Annotated in this window: 16 protein-coding genes and 1 tRNA gene; 8 read left to right on the top strand and 9 right to left on the bottom strand. The window is 58.8% G+C overall.

Annotated features, from left to right (window positions below; genetic code table 11):
• Positions 1 to 23 precede the first annotated feature (23 nt).
• Together GGQ64_RS16030 and pcsA are read right to left on the bottom strand one after the other, a co-directional pair.
• Positions 24 to 995: a quinone oxidoreductase family protein gene (locus GGQ64_RS16030; protein ID WP_183806104.1), complete on the bottom strand. Its 972-nt coding sequence runs from the start codon at positions 993 to 995 to the stop codon at positions 24 to 26.
• 18 nt (positions 996 to 1,013) lie between these two features.
• A complete protein-coding gene (pcsA, locus tag GGQ64_RS16035) occupies positions 1,014 to 1,739 on the bottom strand; it encodes a phosphatidylcholine synthase (RefSeq protein ID WP_183806106.1) in 726 nt (241 codons plus the stop codon).
• A gap of 262 nt (positions 1,740 to 2,001) precedes the next feature.
• On the opposite strand from pcsA, the gene GGQ64_RS16040 reads away from it, so the two are divergent.
• The gene (locus GGQ64_RS16040) at positions 2,002 to 3,207 is read left to right on the top strand and encodes a UbiH/UbiF family hydroxylase (protein WP_183806108.1); all 1,206 of its coding nucleotides are present in this window, start codon (positions 2,002 to 2,004) and stop codon (positions 3,205 to 3,207) included.
• Here GGQ64_RS16040 and GGQ64_RS16045 read toward each other — a convergent pair.
• Positions 3,175 to 4,137, bottom strand: coding sequence for an AEC family transporter (locus GGQ64_RS16045; RefSeq protein ID WP_183806111.1), 963 nt, complete (start codon positions 4,135 to 4,137; stop codon positions 3,175 to 3,177). The two genes, GGQ64_RS16040 and GGQ64_RS16045, sit on opposite strands and share 33 nt — an antisense overlap.
• 82 nt (positions 4,138 to 4,219) lie before the next feature.
• Complete coding sequence (locus GGQ64_RS16050) at positions 4,220 to 4,969, bottom strand: cytochrome c biogenesis CcdA family protein (RefSeq protein WP_183806114.1); 750 nt, start codon at positions 4,967 to 4,969, stop codon at positions 4,220 to 4,222.
• Between the two features lie 285 nt (positions 4,970 to 5,254).
• Here GGQ64_RS16050 and GGQ64_RS16055 point away from each other — a divergent pair.
• Positions 5,255 to 5,330: transfer RNA gene (locus GGQ64_RS16055), tRNA-Lys, on the top strand.
• Between the two features lie 24 nt (positions 5,331 to 5,354).
• Positions 5,355 to 5,810 carry a hypothetical protein gene (locus tag GGQ64_RS16060; protein WP_183806116.1) on the top strand — a complete coding sequence of 152 codons (456 nt, stop codon included), beginning with the start codon at positions 5,355 to 5,357 and terminating at the stop codon, positions 5,808 to 5,810.
• A gap of 18 nt (positions 5,811 to 5,828) precedes the next feature.
• Here the strand turns inward: GGQ64_RS16060 and GGQ64_RS16065 are convergent, their stop codons facing one another.
• Positions 5,829 to 6,935: a hypothetical protein gene (locus GGQ64_RS16065; protein WP_210300271.1), complete on the bottom strand. Its 1,107-nt coding sequence runs from the start codon at positions 6,933 to 6,935 to the stop codon at positions 5,829 to 5,831.
• A 1,428-nt stretch (positions 6,936 to 8,363) separates the two neighbouring features.
• On the opposite strand from GGQ64_RS16065, the gene GGQ64_RS16070 reads away from it, so the two are divergent.
• Entirely contained in the window at positions 8,364 to 9,737 is a 1,374-nt protein-coding gene (locus GGQ64_RS16070; RefSeq protein ID WP_183806120.1) for a hypothetical protein, read from the top strand.
• On the opposite strand, the gene GGQ64_RS16075 is transcribed toward GGQ64_RS16070, so the two are convergent.
• Positions 9,734 to 10,423, bottom strand: a complete 690-nt coding sequence (locus tag GGQ64_RS16075; protein ID WP_183806122.1) for a DUF7002 family protein — start codon at positions 10,421 to 10,423, stop codon at positions 9,734 to 9,736. The genes GGQ64_RS16070 and GGQ64_RS16075 overlap by 4 nt on opposite strands.
• Positions 10,416 to 12,017, bottom strand: coding sequence for an adenylosuccinate synthetase (locus tag GGQ64_RS16080; RefSeq protein WP_183806124.1), 1,602 nt, complete (start codon positions 12,015 to 12,017; stop codon positions 10,416 to 10,418). Before GGQ64_RS16080 ends, GGQ64_RS16075 begins: the two co-directional genes overlap by 8 nt.
• Before the next feature lie 79 nt (positions 12,018 to 12,096).
• Between GGQ64_RS16080 and GGQ64_RS16085 the strand changes: the two genes are divergently transcribed.
• The 4 genes from GGQ64_RS16085 (at position 12,097) to GGQ64_RS16100 (ending at position 16,107) form a co-directional block, all read left to right on the top strand.
• Entirely contained in the window at positions 12,097 to 12,645 is a 549-nt protein-coding gene (locus tag GGQ64_RS16085; protein ID WP_183806126.1) for a hypothetical protein, read from the top strand.
• 91 nt (positions 12,646 to 12,736) lie between these two features.
• A complete protein-coding gene (locus GGQ64_RS16090; RefSeq protein ID WP_183806128.1) occupies positions 12,737 to 14,665 on the top strand; it encodes an ATP-dependent helicase in 1,929 nt (642 codons plus the stop codon).
• 5 nt (positions 14,666 to 14,670) lie between these two features.
• Positions 14,671 to 15,210 carry a hypothetical protein gene (locus GGQ64_RS16095; protein ID WP_183806130.1) on the top strand — a complete coding sequence of 180 codons (540 nt, stop codon included), beginning with the start codon at positions 14,671 to 14,673 and terminating at the stop codon, positions 15,208 to 15,210.
• Positions 15,211 to 15,348: 138 nt separating this feature from the next.
• Positions 15,349 to 16,107, top strand: coding sequence for a hypothetical protein (locus tag GGQ64_RS16100; RefSeq protein ID WP_183806132.1), 759 nt, complete (start codon positions 15,349 to 15,351; stop codon positions 16,105 to 16,107).
• Positions 16,108 to 16,537: 430 nt separating this feature from the next.
• Here GGQ64_RS16100 and GGQ64_RS16105 read toward each other — a convergent pair whose 3' ends face one another.
• Both GGQ64_RS16105 and GGQ64_RS16110 read right to left on the bottom strand, forming a co-directional pair.
• Entirely contained in the window at positions 16,538 to 16,753 is a 216-nt protein-coding gene (locus GGQ64_RS16105) for a divergent polysaccharide deacetylase family protein (RefSeq protein WP_183806135.1), read from the bottom strand.
• Positions 16,754 to 17,085: 332 nt separating this feature from the next.
• Positions 17,086 to 17,283, bottom strand: coding sequence for a hypothetical protein (locus tag GGQ64_RS16110; protein ID WP_183806137.1), 198 nt, complete (start codon positions 17,281 to 17,283; stop codon positions 17,086 to 17,088).
• Between the last annotated feature and the right edge of the window lie 59 nt (positions 17,284 to 17,342).

The following is a 17,342-nucleotide window of genomic DNA, read 5'->3' on the forward strand; positions in this document are numbered from 1 at the left end:
GGCCCTTCCCGAACTTGCGCCCTTCAGGGAATGAGCAGCGACGCTCCGCTTGTTTTTCTTGTTTCCAGATCCGTGTGCGCGCGCCCCGCATCGGCCAACGGATAGGTCTGGTTGACATTGATACGCACTTTGTTGCTGCGCACAACATCAAACAGCGAGTTTGCACACGCATCGAGTTCGGGTCGCGTGGCGATGTACTGGAACAGCGTCGGGCGCGTCGCATAGAGCGAGCCCTTCTGTGCCAGCAGGCCGAGGTTGAAGGCATCCACCGGACCGGAGGAGTTGCCGAAGGAGACGAACGTGCCGCGCATCTTCAGGCAGTCCAGCGACCTCGGGAACGTGTCCTTGCCGACGGAATCGTAAACCACGTCGCACTTCTTGCCGCCGGTCAGTTCCGATACGCGGGCGACGAAATCCTCCTTGGAATAGTCGATGACGTGGTCGTAGCCGTGCGCCAGCGCCAGTTCGACCTTCTCCTTCGAACCCGCCGTGCCGATCACTGTGGCACCCAGCGCCTTGGCCCACTGGCCGGCGATCAGGCCGACGCCGCCGGCAGCCGCATGGAAGAGGATCGTCATGCCCGGCTTGACCGGAAAGGTCTGCAGCAGCAGATACTGCGCGGTCATGCCCTTGAGCATCATCGCCGCCGCCGTTTCCAGAGAGATCTCATCCGGGACCTTGACCAGATGACGGGTCGCGACATTGCGCTCGGCCGCATAGGCCCCTTCCGCCGACGCATAGGCGACGCGATCGCCGACGGCGAGGTCGGTGACGCCGTCTCCGAGCGCCGTCACAGTGCCGGCGCCCTCCTTGCCGGGGATGAAGGGCAGTTCGGTCTTGTAGAGGCCGGTGCGGAAATAGACGTCGATGAAGTTCAGGCCGATCGCAGCCTGCTTGATGCGAACCTCGCCCGGACCCGGCGGGGCAAGCTCCACGTTTTCGATCCTGAGCACTTCGGGGCCGCCGAGCGACCGGACGATGATGGCCTTTGTCATTCTAACTCTCCCGGAAAATCAATGCTTGCCGAGGCGCGGCAGCCATTGCAGCACCGCGCCGATACCATAGAGGTAGATCCCCGTTCCGACCACGCCGAGGACAACCCATTGCGGCGTTTCGAAATGCAACAGCAGCGCGTAGCCGCCGAGCGCCGCCCAGGCGAAGAAGACGGCGAGGTTGAGCGGCCGCAGCCGCTCCACGCGCACCGGGTGCAGGAAGTTGATCGGCATGAAGGTCAGAAACACCGAGACGAACACGACGATCGAGGCCGTCATCTCGCTGGCCTTGATGACGAACAGGGTGAACACGACCATGTTCCAGACGACCGGGAAGCCGGAGAAGAAATACTCCTCGGTCTTCATGCCCATGTCGGCATAGTAGATGGCGCTGGAAACGACGATGGCGCCGGCGGCGACGAAGGACCAGGGCTCGCCGATCATGCCGCTCTGGTAGAGCGCAAACGCCGGCAAGAGGACGTAGGTCACGTAGTCGATGACGTTGTCGAGAGTGTCGCCCGACCAGTTCGGCAGCACCTCTTTCACCCGCACCTTGCGCGCGATCGGGCCGTCGATCCCGTCGACGAGCAGGGCCAGCCCGAGCCACCAGAACATGTCGACGAAGCGATGCTCGGCTGCGGCGACGACACCGAGGAAGGCCAGGAACGAGCCCGACGCCGTCAGGATATGCACGGAGAAGGCACGGATTTCCGCATAGGGAACGCGCCTGTAATTGAAGAACTTCATCGCTTGCCCTTGTTATCTCCCAAGCGCCCCGGCCATTGCGCCGCACGACAAGACCCGCCGTCATCGCGGGATTTTGCCCGGTAATATGCACCGATTGTCTGCCGCTTCCAGCGGAAATCCGGAAAGCTGCCCGTTGCTGCGACCGGTGCGCGCGACCCGCGGCACTGGAACCCATGGATTTTGGCCGATTCCGGGCGTAGTTTGCGGCTCAAGCCCCGCAGGCATTTCTGTGGGAAAGCATGAACGGAAAGCAACACGTCGCATGGAAGCCTTTGATATCGCTATCGTCGGAGCCGGGCTCGCCGGCAATATCACCGCACTCGCCCTTGCCGATTCGGGCAAGCGGGTGGCGCTCGTGGCACCGGCAGGCCGCAGCGCGGACGGCCGCACGACGGCGCTGATGGCGCAGTCGATGGACTTCATCCGCGACCTAGGGCTTTTCGACGAGATCGCAGCCGTCGCAGCGCCGCTGGAGACGATGCGCATCCTCGACGGTACCGGGCGGCTCTTCCGCGCGCCGCCGGTCAGCTTCAGGTCCAGCGAGGTCGGCCTGCCCGCCTTCGGCTACAACATCCCGAATGCGCCCTTCCTGGCAGAGTTGGAGACGAGGATTTCCGCCCACCAGGCGATCGGCCGTTTCGAGGCGAAGCTCGAGCGGCTCGTCGTCACCGAGACCACCGTCGAACTGCACCTTTCCGACAGGCGCTCGATCTTTGCCGGGCTGGTCGTCGGTGCCGATGGCCGGCAGTCCGAGGTGCGGCGCCAGTGCGGCATTTCGGTGCGCAACTGGACCTATCCGCAGACCGCACTGGTCCTGAATTTCGCCCACGAGCTGCCGCATGCGAACACCTCGACCGAGTTCCACACCGAGCACGGGCCGTTCACGCAGGTGCCGCTGCCGGGCCGCCGCTCCAGCCTCGTCTGGGTGCTTTCGCCCAGGGAGGCCGAAGTCATGCGGGCACTGCCGCTCGACGCACTCGGCCGCGCGGTCGAGGAGCGCATGCAGTCGGTGCTGGGCAAGGTTACCGTCGAGGCCGCGCCGCAGGCCTTTCCTCTTTCCGGCATGCAGGCAGAGCGCTTCGGCAAGGGGCGCGTCCTCCTGCTCGGCGAGGCCGCGCACGCCTTTCCGCCGATCGGCGCCCAGGGCCTCAATCTCAGCCTGCGCGACGTCATGGCGCTGCGCGACCTGCTGGCCGACCCAGCCCAGCCCGCCGCGACGCTCGGCGAGGCCTTCGACCGCAGCCGCCGCGCCGACATCAAGAGCCGCACCATGAGCGTCGACCTGCTCAACCGCTCGCTGCTTTCCGGCTTCCTGCCGGTCCAGATCATGCGGACGGCCGGGCTGCACATGCTCTCGGCCATCGGGCCGCTGCGCAGCGTCGTCATGCGCGAGGGCGTCGAGCCGGGCGGATCGTGGAAGGCTGTCCGCGACAGCTTACGGGAAAGGGTCTCCCGGAAGCAGGCCTGACTTGATCGCGTAGAGCAGGAGCGTCACGGTCGCGACCGACAGCACCGTCGTGATCAGGATCGTCGCCGAGGCGCGCTCCGGCCAGACGCCGTACTGCTGGCCGATGACGAAGACGTTCGTCGCCGTCGGCAGTGCGGCGAGAAGGACCGCCGTCTGGACCCAGACCGGATCGAAATTGCCCGCAAACCCCAGCAGCAGGTACATCGTCAGCGGCAGGAGCAACAGCTTCGCCGGCACGATGTAGCCGATCTCGGCAGGCACGCGCTTCAGCGGCCGCAGCGCCAGCGTCACGCCCATGGCGAACAGCGCGCAGGGCGCTGCCGCCTGCGCCAGATAGTCGATCAGCCGCTGCAGGGGCGCCGGCGCCTCGAAATGCCAGAAGGCCGCAACGAAGCCCACCGCGGTGGACAGGATGAAGGGATGGGTGACGATGCGGCGGACCACGTCCCTGACGATCGCCGCCGTCCCCCGCCGGTCGCCGCCGGAAAACGACATCAGCGCCGGGGCGACCATGAAATGCAGCATGTTCTCGAAGCAGAAGACCAGCGCCACAGGCACCGCCGCCGGCTCGCCGAAGGCCAGCAGCGCCAGCCCGGGGCCCATGAAGCCGATGTTGCCGTAGGCCGCGGCCAGGCCGTGCATGGTGGCCTCGGCGACGCGGGCGCGCCGGAACGCGATGCCGATGGCAAAGATCAGGCCGAAGACGAGGTAGGTGGCGCTGACATTGGCGAGGATGAAATCGACACGGGTCAACTGCTCGATCGGCGTCCTGGAGACGATCTTGAAGAACAGCGCCGGCAGGGCGATGTAGATGATGAAGGTGTTGAGCCAGCCGAGCGCCTCGGCGGGCTGGCGCGTGATCTTCGCGGCGAGATAGCCCAGCAGGATCATGCCGAAGAACGGCAGGACCAATCCCATAATTTCCGCCATGCCACCCGCCGTCTTTCGAAATGCATTCGATTGCCTCTAGCGCAAGTCGGCGCCGATCGGAACTGCAGCCAGGAAAGAAAGGTCAGCCGATCAGCGAAAGGACCGGGAAGGTCTGCTGGAACCAGATCGCCACCGAGCTGATGTAGCCGAACATGAAGGCGAGACCGGTCAGGACGAGCAGCACGCCCATGATGCGCTCCACCGCGCCGAGGTGCTTGCGGAAGCGCATCAGGAACCGCATGAAGGCGCCGGAAAAGCCGGCCGCAATCCAGAAGGGCACGGCAAGCCCCAGCGAATAGACGGCCAGGAGGGCGGCGCCCTCGCCCACCGTCTCGCGGGCTGCGGCGACGCCGAGGATCGCGCCGAGAACCGGGCCGATGCAGGGGGTCCAGCCGAAGGCGAAGGCGAGGCCCATCACATAGGCGCCCGACAGCGTCGCCGGCTTGCCGCCTCCCTGGAAGCGCGCCTCGCGGGAGAACAGGCCGATCCGGAGTACGCCCAGGAAATGCAGCCCCATCAGGATGATGATGACGCCGCCCACCTGCGCCAGGATGTCCATGTGCCGCCTCAGCACCATGCCGATCGTAGACGCGCCAGCCCCGAGTGCCACGAACACGGTGGCGAAGCCGAGGGTGAAACACAGGGCGGAGAACAGGACCGCCCGGCGCGCGCGGCCATCGTCGACGGCAACCGCGCCGTTGCGGAACTGCTCGACGGAAATGCCCGCCATGTAGCACAGATAGGGCGGCACCAGCGGCAGCACGCAGGGCGACAGGAACGACAGGGTTCCGGCCAGAAGCGCGCTCAGCAGGGATATTTCGGCAATCGACAACTGCTTCTCCGCCGCAGGCCCACGCCCGCTACAGCGTCCGGTCCGCCTCTTCCCGGTCTCGTCCGGATACCACTTACCACCATTCCACGCCGGCTGCGCTATCGCGCTTGCGGCGCCAATGTCCATGGCTTCCATAACCGCCCGGCCGGGCTGCGCCAAGTACGTTTCGTCGGGCGCGGCGAAATGCAGCAAAAGCTTCGATTCGACGCGATTTTACGGGTTGACCGGAAAAAGACGCCTGCTATATGTCCGCCCACTTCCAAGGGGGCAGCCGCCCGCTTTCGGGAGCGCGTAGCTCAGCCGGTAGAGCAACTGACTTTTAATCAGTAGGTCCAGGGTTCGAATCCCTGCGCGCTCACCAAAAAAACGTAGAAAAATCAGAGTCTTGACAGTAATGTCGCGCCCTTTTTTTGCGCCATGGCAGAAATTCGCCTTCCCTGATTTTCCGGGCTTTTCCGGCTCTTTCCCAGCGACTGCAAGTGTTTCCGTGGCGCATTCTTGGCGCAAAGAAATGGCGCATAAAATGGCGCATAAAAAAGCCGCCCGGCGAAGGGCGGCTCGTCTGCATCTTAAAGCGCTGGCGGGGCTTGCGCCCCTTTGCGGCCTGACGGCCTTACGTCCCGCCCATCCATCCCAAAGACTACTAGCCGCCGATAGGGTTGTCCTGCAAGCCGCAGCGGTCACTGCCGGGCTGCGCGACCTCGCCAAGTGGCTTGGCACGCAGGGCAATGATGAGTTGATCGTTGCCGGTCTGCGGGCGATTGATCACCACCAGCTCGGTCAAAAGCGGCCCTTAGATCGGGATGAACTTGATATTGTGGCTCACTTCATCCCGTCATAGCAAAGCCCAATATCGTTGTTAGCACCAAGGAAGACATATCCGTGTGTTTCCAATCTTCCCGATCTGCACGGGTGCAGGAGCCAGCTGACTGGGGTTATTGAACACCGAATTATCCCCTCCCCATATCTGACTGGGATTTCGAACGAACGAGTTGTCTCCGCCCCAAATCTGACTGGGATTTCGAACGAATGAGTTATTGCCGCCCCAAATTTGGTCAGGATTGTTGATCACCGAATTCGGCCCGCCAGCGATCTGTCCTAGCGTCCGCGCCGTCCAGCCGTTTCTTCCGGTCAAGTCATTGTTATCACCGAAACAGCCATCGCCGCCTATGCCATCCGTGAAGCATTTCGTGAGTTCACGCGCCGTCAGCCTAGTCGCCATACAGCCCGCAGCGGCATATGGCTGCCCCCCAGTGGAAACTAGACACTGTACCGCGATCTGCTGCTCCGGATTAAGCCCAAGTTCCATGTTCAGAAGATTGGCCCCGGCGCAGGTGGCCATGCCTTCGATATCACCGCCGGACTGTGCTGCACATGAGAGCGCAATCTTTTGCTCCTTGGACGCGTCTTCGCCGAGGATACCCGAAGCTGCGCAGAGTGCGAACTGCTCGGCATCATCGCCGGAGTCTTGCGCACAACGCACTGCGGTCTTCGCGTCGCGCCCAAGATACTTATCCAGGGCTGCAGATCCCGCGCAATCAACGAAAACTGATGAATTTCCATCAGAATTGACAGTGCATTCAATTAGGGCCTTTTGATCGTCTGTTAGCTCTACGAAGTTCGTCGAGCACAACAACATATCGTTCTGGTCTTGTGCTTCCGACACGCACTCAATTGCTCTCTTCTGTTCCTCGGTGGCGTTTTCACCCAGGATGTTTCTTGCTGAGCACTCCGCAAATGATTCCGTATCGCCGCCAGCTTCTCGATAGCACTTCAGGGTAGTGGTGGTGTTTCGGCCAAGCGCTGCGCCGCCAGCACATTCCGCGAGTCTGCGAAAATCGCCGTCGCTCTCAGACGCACATTCCGCTAGTTTCTGCTGACGGTTCGTAACCTTGACGCCAAGGAGCGGCGCAGCGCACTTCGCAAACTCCTTAGTATCCGTGGAGTCTACCGCGCAATCGACCATGTCTTGTTGATTTGGTTGGAGGACGGCCCCGCCCCCTGTGCACGCGGCGAAATTGACCACATCTAGGCCTACCTGCCTCGCGCATTCTTGAGCTTTTTCTATATCGGTAAGTGCATCGAGATTCGGTAGCGGACCTACCGTGGGGCCTCGACCAGAGTCGACGATTTCCTGCTGAAAGATTGAACATGGCTGCCTACCCGCTACACCCTCACACATGGCCTCTACGCCAGGTATGTCACTACGCTCCACCTGTACCGAGGCTATGTCGGGCAACGTGGCTTGAAACCCTCCCTTTAGCCGAGCTAAATACGCCTTCACTGCGGCGCAGGGCCCCGGTCCGAGCGGGCCGGCACAGATTGGACCGGCGACGGGGTCATTGCCGACGCGTGGCGGATCGGGGATATTCACGTTGACTATCGGGGGTGCCTGGCCGAACTGTTGCTGGAGATAGCGCCCCACTGCCTCGCAGGGGCCCGGACCTAACGGACCAGCACAGATTGGACCGACGGCGGGATCAAACCCAATTTGTTGAAGTGGAGGAAGCGCTGGCGGAGGTGACGTTTTACCTTGCCGTTGGATAAACTGCTGGATCTGAGCGCATGGGCCAGGCCCCATCGGGCCGGCGCAGATTGGACCTGCTACGGGATGGATCCACAAAATCTGAAGGGATTGCGCCTGGCCAGACAAAGTTAGCCCGAAGAGAAAACCGGCAGCTATCGCAAGTGTTCGCATTGTCGGCCTCCAAATTGTTGCGCCTCTATCCTAACTCTGAACTGTATATTCAAACTCATGTCGGATCGGAGGTGCCATAGAACCCACGCTCAAAGCGCTGCATCGTGACCTACTCGTGCCGCCATTCTCGATCAGTGGAACAGCGCCACCACAAACACTTAATCGCGGCAGGTAACTCGTGCCATTCATAACCACGCCGCCACCGCTATGGCTTCCCTCGCTGATAATCGAAAGTACAGTCTTCCGTCCGCCGGCGGAGGAATATATATGCAGGTGCGTTCTCTTGAGAAATCTTGGATATTGCGCACGATGTCGCAACCCATAGAGACTGCATATCACAAACTGCTAATTCTATAAATTACCCTTTTGAGGTAGTGCGGAATAACGTTCCGCGTCATCGGAGGATGCTGATGCCAAATGCCGCATAGCCCTCCATCTAGCCACACCATCACAGGTTCCCACGGACGATATGGCAACGTAAGTGGAGTGCCGATGCAACTGCTTTGATTTCTGAAGACTCAGATCTGGGTGGTCCAGGTTTGAGACGGTTCGATATCGTCCAGGCTCAAAAGTAACAGTATGACAGAGATTGCGGGTCAACATGGACGCCCATACCCCACTGAGCGGCCACGAAAACGGTTGTCTGTGAAGCTGCAGATTTGTAAGAGCGACCAACAACAGCGACCGGGAAGAGTAATGCCGCTTCACAAAGACGAAATCCTCAATTCACTGTCTGCGACCGCGAATGTGGCGCAATTCGCAAGCTTTCGCCCGAACCAAGATGGCTCTCTTGTTCAAAGCTACTGCAGGATAACCGGGTATGAGGAAAACTACCGCTTTTCGAGCGTCTGGGAGGCCATCGCCGCCCTGCTGACCAATAGCTCAGACAAGATGGTGAATATCAGAAGCTACGAACCGCAAAGTCCTCGTAGCCGTGAATTCATATACGGTTTGAGTTCGGTGGAGGCCGTTATGGCTGAACTTCAGAGGCTATCGGCCGAGCGGCTACACCTTATTGTCAACGAAACGATAGATGTCGAAGACGGTGGCGTATCAGGCGTGGCACAAGGGCAGTTGATCGAGTTTTCACCAGACGACACACCGCGTTGTGTGGAAAAACCTGGCGTAGCATCGTTGCCATTTACGCTTGGAACTAGAGTTCTGGAGACCGTCTACGGCTTCGCTCCTGACCTGAGCTTTGCAGCAAACGCTCGAGTCGAATTCAGTATCCATCCAAAACCGCGTGGCTATCATCAGCGGCATACGATTGTGTGGGAGTACGAGCGGGATACACCAAATTTCCTGTCACCATCCATAAGTTGGCCAAACCGATTTAGCCGCCATCTTGGAGATAAAGCTTTCGGTCTGCTCATAGCGGATTGTCTCGGATTGCCCGTACCGAAGACCACTGTCGTGGGTAGACGTGTCGCGCCATTTACCTTCGGTCGGGAGACAGGATCCTTTGAAGTTTGGACGAGAACTTCGCCAGTCGAACCCCAGCCTGGGCTCTATACAACAGTCAAGGGATGGATCGATCCGTTTGCACTTCTGTCGAAAGAAGATCCAGAAGGAACCCAGCTTAAGTCGGTCCTATGTCAGTCGGCAGTTCGAGCTAAATACTCTGGGGCGGCCGTTGCGGGGGCGAAGGATCTCATAATAGTTGAAGGCCGACGCGGAGAAGGTGACCGCTTTATGCTTGGCCTAGACTCACCTGAATATCTACCGGCTTTTGTGATCGAAAATGTGCGAGCAACATATGCGGTGCTGGCAAGTCGGCTTGGACCAGTGCGATTTGAGTGGGTCCATGATGGTGATGTCGTCTGGATCGTACAGCTTCACTGTGGCGCGACCGGCACGCAGGCAGATGTCGTTGTTCCGGGTGAGGCAAAATCTTGGGTGGAATTTAAGACTGCGGCGGGTCTTGAAGCCCTGCGTGATTTGCTTGCGACGATTTCGGAGGGGCAAGGTATCTTGATTGTCGGCAGCGTTGGCTTGACGAGCCACGTTGCCGACCTTCTGAGAAAAGCGAAATTTCCTGCAAGGCTCAAACCGATGCATGACAGAGCTTAGGGGCGGTCAGTGGCAGTGGCACGTTCGTTGCGCCAGATCTCCTCCACAATTCGGTCGTCTTGCACGCGATGGACAGCCAGCACATGTGCTGCGACATCTGGTACCGAGTGATCAACGACAAGCTCCACCACGTTGTCTTCCTTCCGACGTCTAGATCTTTCTTGAAACGGGAAGTCGGCTATCCGTCGGAATGTCTCATTTCCACGTGGTTGAGGATTGAAAAGCGTCGAACCGCTGTTAATGGGAGTGAGCCATATCCTCTCACGATGTGAGGCTACCAAGCCGATGGTATCTATTGTCAGCACCGTTTGAGGTTGTTCACGATAGGCACGAGCTCTCAACAATCTCCAAATTCTCTCGGAAGATAACCAAAAGAAGCTGCGCGAGTTGAGAGTCTGGTACCACTCCTGTGGAGTAAGCCCGTCTTGCAAACAACGCGCCAGCAGATGATCGCGCATGGGCTTCTGGTCCCTGATAACCGCGCCCAACAAGCCTTGGCGTTGCAATTCGACGGACTCGGGGCGCCGCTGCGATTCAAGCGTAAAGCGCCGCTCGCCATCGACACCGTACAAGTCGAGCAACGCGCTCGCACTCATCAGCCCATGTTGTTTAATGGCAGGCCACGCGCCGTCGTGTGCCATATGATAAAGGCGCGGATATGCCGTAACTAGTTCCTCTTCAGTCATTCCAGTTCCTCTGGTCGATCAGCCCCTCGCGCCCGAAGCCTTTGGAAATTAGGGAGACCGGCACACCGCATATTCGCTCAAGGTCGGCAATGAATTTCTTCGCTTCGGCGTTTAGATCATTGAAATCCACCGCTTCAACATTTTCCGCTCCGAGATAGTCTACGAATGTCAGGGCGATATCGGTCGCTCCATTCCAGTAGACTGAGCGCCTCATCCTTTCCCAATCAAATTCTGCCATTCGGCGGCGTTTACCTGATACACTTCCAATTTCGGTTTTTCCGATTTGCTCAACCGGCAAGCCTGAACGCTGCGCGATAGCGTCAAAACTGATTTCAACCCCCATGGGTCCCGACTGGCCACCGACCCGTATTGGATAGGTACGAGCAACCACGATAACGCGCCTGAGCTTTGTAAAGGGGACACCTGCATCCGAGAGACATCCTGCGGCTGAGGTTTCCCGAGAGGTGACATGAGGATAAGAACCATGGTGGATACTGAGGTCGGTGCCCTGGGTACCCTCCAACATTACTTTTTTGCCGCAAGCCAGCGCTTGCTCAATTCGTTGACTGACATTGTCAATATATGACTTGAGTACCTCCACGTGGCGAGCGAGTCTAACAGGAGGCCCCCACTCGAGCTCACCATCTCTTCCAAGGATCTTGCGGGCAGTTGCTGATCCTACGCCCTGCTTAGTCGACGAAATTCCAGCGAGCAGCTTTTCCTCAATTTCTCTGTCCTTTTCCTCAATGATCATTGCCTGGGGGTCGATCACAAGCCCCCCTTTTTTCAGCCATGGATGATCATCGATTTCTTTTAGAAGTGTCTCGAGCGATATTGTCGAGCCGGCTGCGATGTAAATTTCGGCCTTTTGGTTTGATCCTGTGCCGGATGGAAGCTGCCGATAGGTGTACTCAGGGTTCTTCACCTTGTGTCCCGCATTTGGTCCCCCAACTCGGACCAAAACGTCATACTCGTGCGCAAGAAGGGCGCAAATATTGCCCTTTCCCTCGCTTCCCCATTGCCCCCCGACGATTAAATCGACGTGGTGAGGAGGCCTCGCCACAGAGAGCCGGCCGGCTGCTGCATAAGTTACACAAGACGGAACTTCGGACTTCTCAGTGTGGACAACGACATCCGCAACCTCGGCAAGGCTGTCTATCTCCGCCTCGATTAGGTCGGCTTTTGCCTCCTTGTAGGTCACCGCTTGGTCTCCAAGGCCAGCTCGCTCTCGGTAGCGCTTCTCGAGAACGCCATCAGGGGCCGTCAAATGGAAATGGTGAACGTTTTCTTTTCCGAACCGATCCCTGAGAGCCCTAACTTGGGCGACGATTCGTGCGCTATCAACGAGCATGAAGCTTTTGTCGTTATCTGGAAGCGATGCACTTACCGCGTCGGCAACCCAAGAACCGTTCGTTTCCATATCAAGCTCAGCACCAGCCTGTTGCAGCGCCTTACGCTCGTCAGCAACTTGCTTAACCTTCAATAAGTATTTTCTGGTGGAGACCTTTTCACAAGGATAGCGGCGCATAAGTTCGTCTGAAAATGCTGTTTTTCCGACGGCTATCGGACCTGAAAGGACAATTATCTGCTTCAACTCTTGCTCCCGCCCCAAGTGTCGACCACGATCGACCATAGGTAGCAGCGTCGAGGTGATTCGCTCAAGGGAGATGATGATGAATGCTCAAGTCGCTGTTAAAATCAAATCCGGACCCAGCATCATGTTGGCAAGTGGAAACTGGTTCGACCTTCTCGATCCATGGAACAGCGAGTTCACAATCGAGGATATAGCACAAGGCTTGTCGAATATCTGCCGGTTTTCCGGTCAATGCAAGGGTTTCTACTCAGTTGCCGAGCATTCAATCCATGTCTGTGACACCGTGGAGCAGTTCCATCTTGAGGCACTTCTGCATGATGCCGCAGAGGCATTTGTCGGTGACATCACGCGTCCGCTAAAGCAGCTTCTACCTCAATACAAAGAAATAGAAGCTAACGTAGAGGACGCAATATCTCGTCGCTTCAACTTAGACCCTAGATCAAAGTCAGCTGTCAAAGCGGCAGATTTGCGTGTTCTGGCCGCGGAGCAAGCCCAACTCATGCCGTTGGGCACTGATTTTTGGGCTGCCCCTTCGAACGTAAAGCCTGCTTTCATTGAGATCGGCTTCCTTCCCCCGGCAGAAGCGCGCGAAATCTTCTTGGATAAATTCTCTTTGCTCACCCGGTAGGCCTCCGGCTGGAAGTGTAGGCTGGCATTCGCTCGAAAATATCGCTTCAGCTGTGTCGACGAGGGTTCGACGGAGAACAAGGGGGCAAGCATTGGCTTGGGATACAGGACTTGATCAGGGCAGTGTTGCCTACGGAATCGCGGCGGCGCCGGAGCCTCGGGTGCGGGTGATCGCGGGACCAGGAACGGGCAAATCATTCGCGATGAAGCGGCGCGTAGCGCGTCTGCTCGAGTCGGGCATCGCGCCTGACGAGATTCTGGCGGTTACCTTCACTCGGGTGGCGGCGGAGGACTTACACCGCGAACTGCAAAAGCTGGACACTCCGGGCTGCGAGGAACTTCAGGGGCAAACGCTGCACAGCCTCGCAATGCGCATCCTCTCGCGGAAGCACGTTCTAGAGGCAGTCGGTCGAGCTCCCCGGCCATTGAACGCCTTCGAGACAAAGGCGATGATCTGCGACCTTGCCGGCGACAACGGCGGGAAGCGCTTGGTCAGGAGCATGATCCAAGGATATATGGCTGCCTGGGCTCAGAGCCAGGGAGACGAGCCGGGCTTCGCGAAGACGAACGAGGAAAAGCAGTTCCAGGCCCATCTGCTGGATTGGCTGGATTTCCATCAGGGCATGCTGATCGGCGAGCTCATCCCGTACTTGGTCCGTTACCTGAGGGACAACCCGGCTGCCGCCGAACGGACGGAGTTCAGGCATCTCTTGATCGACGAGTTCCAGGACCTCAACAAAGCCGAGCAAACAGTTCTCTACTATCTTGGCGAGGCGGCGGAGATCTGCATCGTCGGCGATGACGACCAATCCATCTACAGCTTTAAAAATGCGCACCCCGATGGCATCCGGGAATGGAAGAATCTCCATCCCGAGTGCGCGGACCTCGAGATGGCGGACTGTCACCGATGCCCGACAACTGTGGTCGACATGGCGAACGCGTTGATCGCCGTGAACAAGAACCGCCAGCCTCGCGCCCTCAACCCGCTGCAAGAAAAGGGTCCAGGAGAGGTAGCTATCGTCCAGGTGCCCTACCTTTCCAGTGAGGCGAAGTGGATCACCAATAAGGTGGCGGGCCTTCTCGAGAGCGGCGTTCACCCGAGCGAAATCATCATTCTCGTCCAGCGCGCCGTCGCCGGCCGTCCTATTCTCGAATCGCTGAGACAGGCGGGTGTTCCCGCCAAATCCTACTACGAGGAAAGTCAGCTCGCCTCCGAGGTGGCGCAAGAGCGCTTCGCGACTTTCAAGCTCCTGCTCAACAACGAGGACCGGGTGGCGCTCCGATATCTGCTTGGCGCCGGCGATGATGAATTTCGACGGAATGCCTATGCGCGAGTACGAACGCGTTGCGAGGCGAGCGGAGACAGCCCATGGACCGCGATGCACAAGCTCGCGGACGAAGTGCTGACGCTACCCTATACAAAGCCGCTCGTGGAGCGGTTCAAGGCGATCCAGGCGGAGCTGGATGCTCTGAACGGACTGAAGACGGATCTGCCCGCATTCGTTGATGCGCTCTTCCCAACAGGCGACGAGAACCTGTCGGAGTTGCGGGACTTGGCCCTTGCGAAACTGGAGACGGCTGGGGATCCGGGGGAACTGCTCGGCGGCATGATGGAAGAAATCACCCAGCCCGACATTCCTCCTACCGTCGAGGAAGTGCGACTCATGAGCCTCCACAAGAGCAAGGGCCTCAGCTCGCCGTTCGTATTCGTCGCTGGCTGCGTCGAGGGTATTCTGCCGCCGGCGCCCGATCCGGACTGGCCTAAAGCGGTAAAGGATGCCGCCCTAGAGGAAGCGCGGAGGCTCTTCTATGTCGGTATCACGCGCGTGAAATCCGACTTGGCGAAAGGTTGGCCCGGCAGTCTCTTCATCAGCTATCCACAGCAGATGTCGATCAAGGATGCCTACGGCGCTAACGTGGCGTTTAGGACTAAGTCTGGCGTCATGGCGAACCTTCTGCCGAGTCGATTCCTAGGGGAACTCGGCGCGGCTGCGCCCAAACCCATCGCTGGAGGGAAGTAAGGACGGTGGCGACACGAGAGGAGCTTTACGCGAAATTCGGGATCACGGCCGAGGCCGCCCAGCTATTCGAGACTGAGCTCGGCACTTTAATACTGTGCTCCCAGGCGCTTGAGCACGGCTGGCACGTCGCGCCGGATGGCGAGAAGGCGCGCGCCGCCCTCTACAAGATCGACAGGAGCACGCTCGGACGGCTCTTGACCACTCTCAAGGGTCTTGTCCATCTCGAGGGTGGTTTGGTGGATCGATTTGATTTGGCTCTCAAGGCGAGGAACCGACTGAACCACGGGTTCTACGAACGGCATAATTTCAAGATCCAGACCGACGAAGGACGCGATGTGATGATCGCCGATCTGGAAGCTCTCCACGAAGAGTTGTTCCAGGCATGGCGCATCGCGGGCGCGATGACGTCGCTGGTGTCGGAATTCATGCGTGAGGATGCTGCCCGAACTCCGTTGCACAGACGTGTTGATCGAGACGGACCCGACGGTGCCACGCAGGCCTTGGGAGCAAGCGTGGACAACTCACTCTCGTCTAGTGGCAGCTAACGCAGTTGCGGGTCCTCAAAGCCGCCTATCCGCTTGCGGCCCAAGACTGACAAGCCGGTTCCGGCTTGAGCAGAGGCGCGAAACGCTTGCAGAGAATCGGGTACAGATACAACCTCAAGAATTGCACCTGGGGGAACTATGGCTGATTTCGATTTTAGCAGGAACACAGAAGACGCGAGAGTGCTTACGATTGCGTTCACTGGCGAAAAGCCGCTAGGTGCGGCAGAGGTCGCAACCGTTCTCCACGCTTTGGATACGGATTATCGCACTCTGAATGGGCGTGGTCTTGTCTTGGGCAGGCTGGAGATCGGATCAACCTGGTTCTCGCTATACGATGCTTTAGCAGCTGTCGGCGGCGTCGCGGGAAGCATTGCAGAGATCGCCAAGGCCATCGATGACATCACTTCCTTCGGGGTGAAGCTCGCAAACGCCTTAAAACCGAAACCGTCCGCTGCCGTAGAAAAAGGCATAGCTGACGTTGCGCGGTCTGTGAAGGAAATGGCCAAGGTCTCTCGGAAGACAAATAGCGGAATCAAAGTCCGGAAGACGCTGACGACCGACGGATCGGTCGAAACACTCGATATCGACATCACTCCTGTTGAGGCGATTGTGGCGAGCAAGGTTGCAAGCCAGAAGCTCAAAGCGGCGACGCGCACGAAAGATACGCTGGAAGTCTACCATGGCAACCTTCTTGGTGCGGTACGTCAGATTTCGGGACCAACCATCGATCCATCGCTCATCAGCGCTCTTGTGCGAGCGCTGATGATAAATGGAGGCGTCAGTAGCGCGCAGATGGTCGCCTCCACTCTCGAAGGCGAGGGACGGGGGGATGTTGCAGCAGCTATTCGCCAAGAGATCGACAAGGGTCGGGGCCAGGTGACCATTCAGCGCGAATAACCTCGTGCGGTTGCATGTAAATATAAGATTTGGCTATCCGTGAGTCTATGAGGATGGTGGCGTCCAAGCGCCGTCGGTTCGGTTAGCCCCCGCAGTCTTGGCCTCCTCGACAAGGGCCAACCGAATTCATACCCTGTTGTGCCTTCAGCGTGTCGATAGCGCGCTCCAAGATGACTGCGGCCCCTTCAATCTTCCGCTGTACGATAGCGAGACGGGCACTTAAATCAGCGGATAAGTGCCCAAGCACACGGCCCAAGACCTCTTGGTCAATGCCCTCAACGTCCGCAGCTTTTTCAATGAGCCTCTGGAATGCTGGCAGCAGTGCGTTATTCATGGTTTGTTCTCCTTCATGGTTGCTCGGTAACGACGGTCTATTTCATGGATGCGGCCCGACGAATGCCAGGGACGTCCGCCCGGCCGCTGTGACGACTTACGGCCTAGGGCCAAAAGACGATTGCACAGCACTCCAATGCTGGATTGCGATGGCGTAGCTCTTCGCGTCTCTCGCACACTTGTCGAATTGAGCGGCCTCCGCAGCCGTCAAAAACCGGGAATGCGCCGCGGCCTTGGCGCCAAGCACCTGCATCCGCTCTTCTGCGACCGTCTTGAGCGCGGTAAGTGAATCAATCTTCTTCTGATGTAGCATTTTGGTCTCCTTTGTGACTGGCAGGGCCGACGAACGTCCAGAGGCGAACCGTGCCATGCACAATCCCCCACAGACGCCCGCTGGCGCGCTTGCCGTGATTTTGTGTTGCTTCGTTGCTTCCTGCGCCTTTAAAAAGAAGCGCACTGGTGGCCAAACTCGCCGCTTGTGGGTGTCTCTGGGGATGTTGCTAAACTGCAACACTGCGCCCCGTAATTCAGGCGACGGGACCACTCCAGCCGCCTAAAACTTCCCATTTTGCAGGCGTGTACGAAAAGGCCCCCCGCCGGTCCCCCGACAGGCTTCATTCCCGCACTTTATCAAGCCCCCCCCTTCTAGGCAGTCCGGCCGGCCCTTGCCTTCTCTACAGCGAGATCGACCATCTCGCGGATCGCCATCGCCTCAGGATCGTCCGAGACGACGCCGGCCCTTGCTCTCTCAATCGCTAGCCGTACCATGCCGTCTATGGTTTCAGGGCTCAGCGCCTCTTCAGGCTCCGGGCAGTGATATGCGTTGCTTTCCCTGTCTGTCATTCGTGTCCTCCTTTTGTTGAATTGCGGATCGTATGGAAAGCGGGCCGCCGGCCGTCAGG

The organism is Mycoplana azooxidifex (assembly GCF_014196765.1).
GTDB lineage: Bacteria > Pseudomonadota > Alphaproteobacteria > Rhizobiales > Rhizobiaceae > Mycoplana > Mycoplana azooxidifex.

Coding starts and splice junctions, on each gene's coding strand:
- GGQ64_RS16040 (WP_183806108.1), top strand. CDS start 2,002: ATGGAAGCCTTTGATATCGCTATCGTCGGAGCCGGGCTCGCCGGCAAT.
- GGQ64_RS16070 (WP_183806120.1), top strand. CDS start 8,364: ATGCCGCTTCACAAAGACGAAATCCTCAATTCACTGTCTGCGACCGCG.
- GGQ64_RS16075 (WP_183806122.1), bottom strand. CDS start 10,423: ATGACTGAAGAGGAACTAGTTACGGCATATCCGCGCCTTTATCATATG.
- GGQ64_RS16065 (WP_210300271.1), bottom strand. CDS start 6,935: ATGGTCGATTGCGCGGTAGACTCCACGGATACTAAGGAGTTTGCGAAG.
- pcsA (WP_183806106.1), bottom strand. CDS start 1,739: ATGAAGTTCTTCAATTACAGGCGCGTTCCCTATGCGGAAATCCGTGCC.
- GGQ64_RS16045 (WP_183806111.1), bottom strand. CDS start 4,137: ATGGCGGAAATTATGGGATTGGTCCTGCCGTTCTTCGGCATGATCCTG.
- GGQ64_RS16105 (WP_183806135.1), bottom strand. CDS start 16,753: ATGCTACATCAGAAGAAGATTGATTCACTTACCGCGCTCAAGACGGTC.
- GGQ64_RS16085 (WP_183806126.1), top strand. CDS start 12,097: ATGAATGCTCAAGTCGCTGTTAAAATCAAATCCGGACCCAGCATCATG.
- GGQ64_RS16030 (WP_183806104.1), bottom strand. CDS start 995: ATGACAAAGGCCATCATCGTCCGGTCGCTCGGCGGCCCCGAAGTGCTC.
- GGQ64_RS16100 (WP_183806132.1), top strand. CDS start 15,349: ATGGCTGATTTCGATTTTAGCAGGAACACAGAAGACGCGAGAGTGCTT.
- GGQ64_RS16110 (WP_183806137.1), bottom strand. CDS start 17,283: ATGACAGACAGGGAAAGCAACGCATATCACTGCCCGGAGCCTGAAGAG.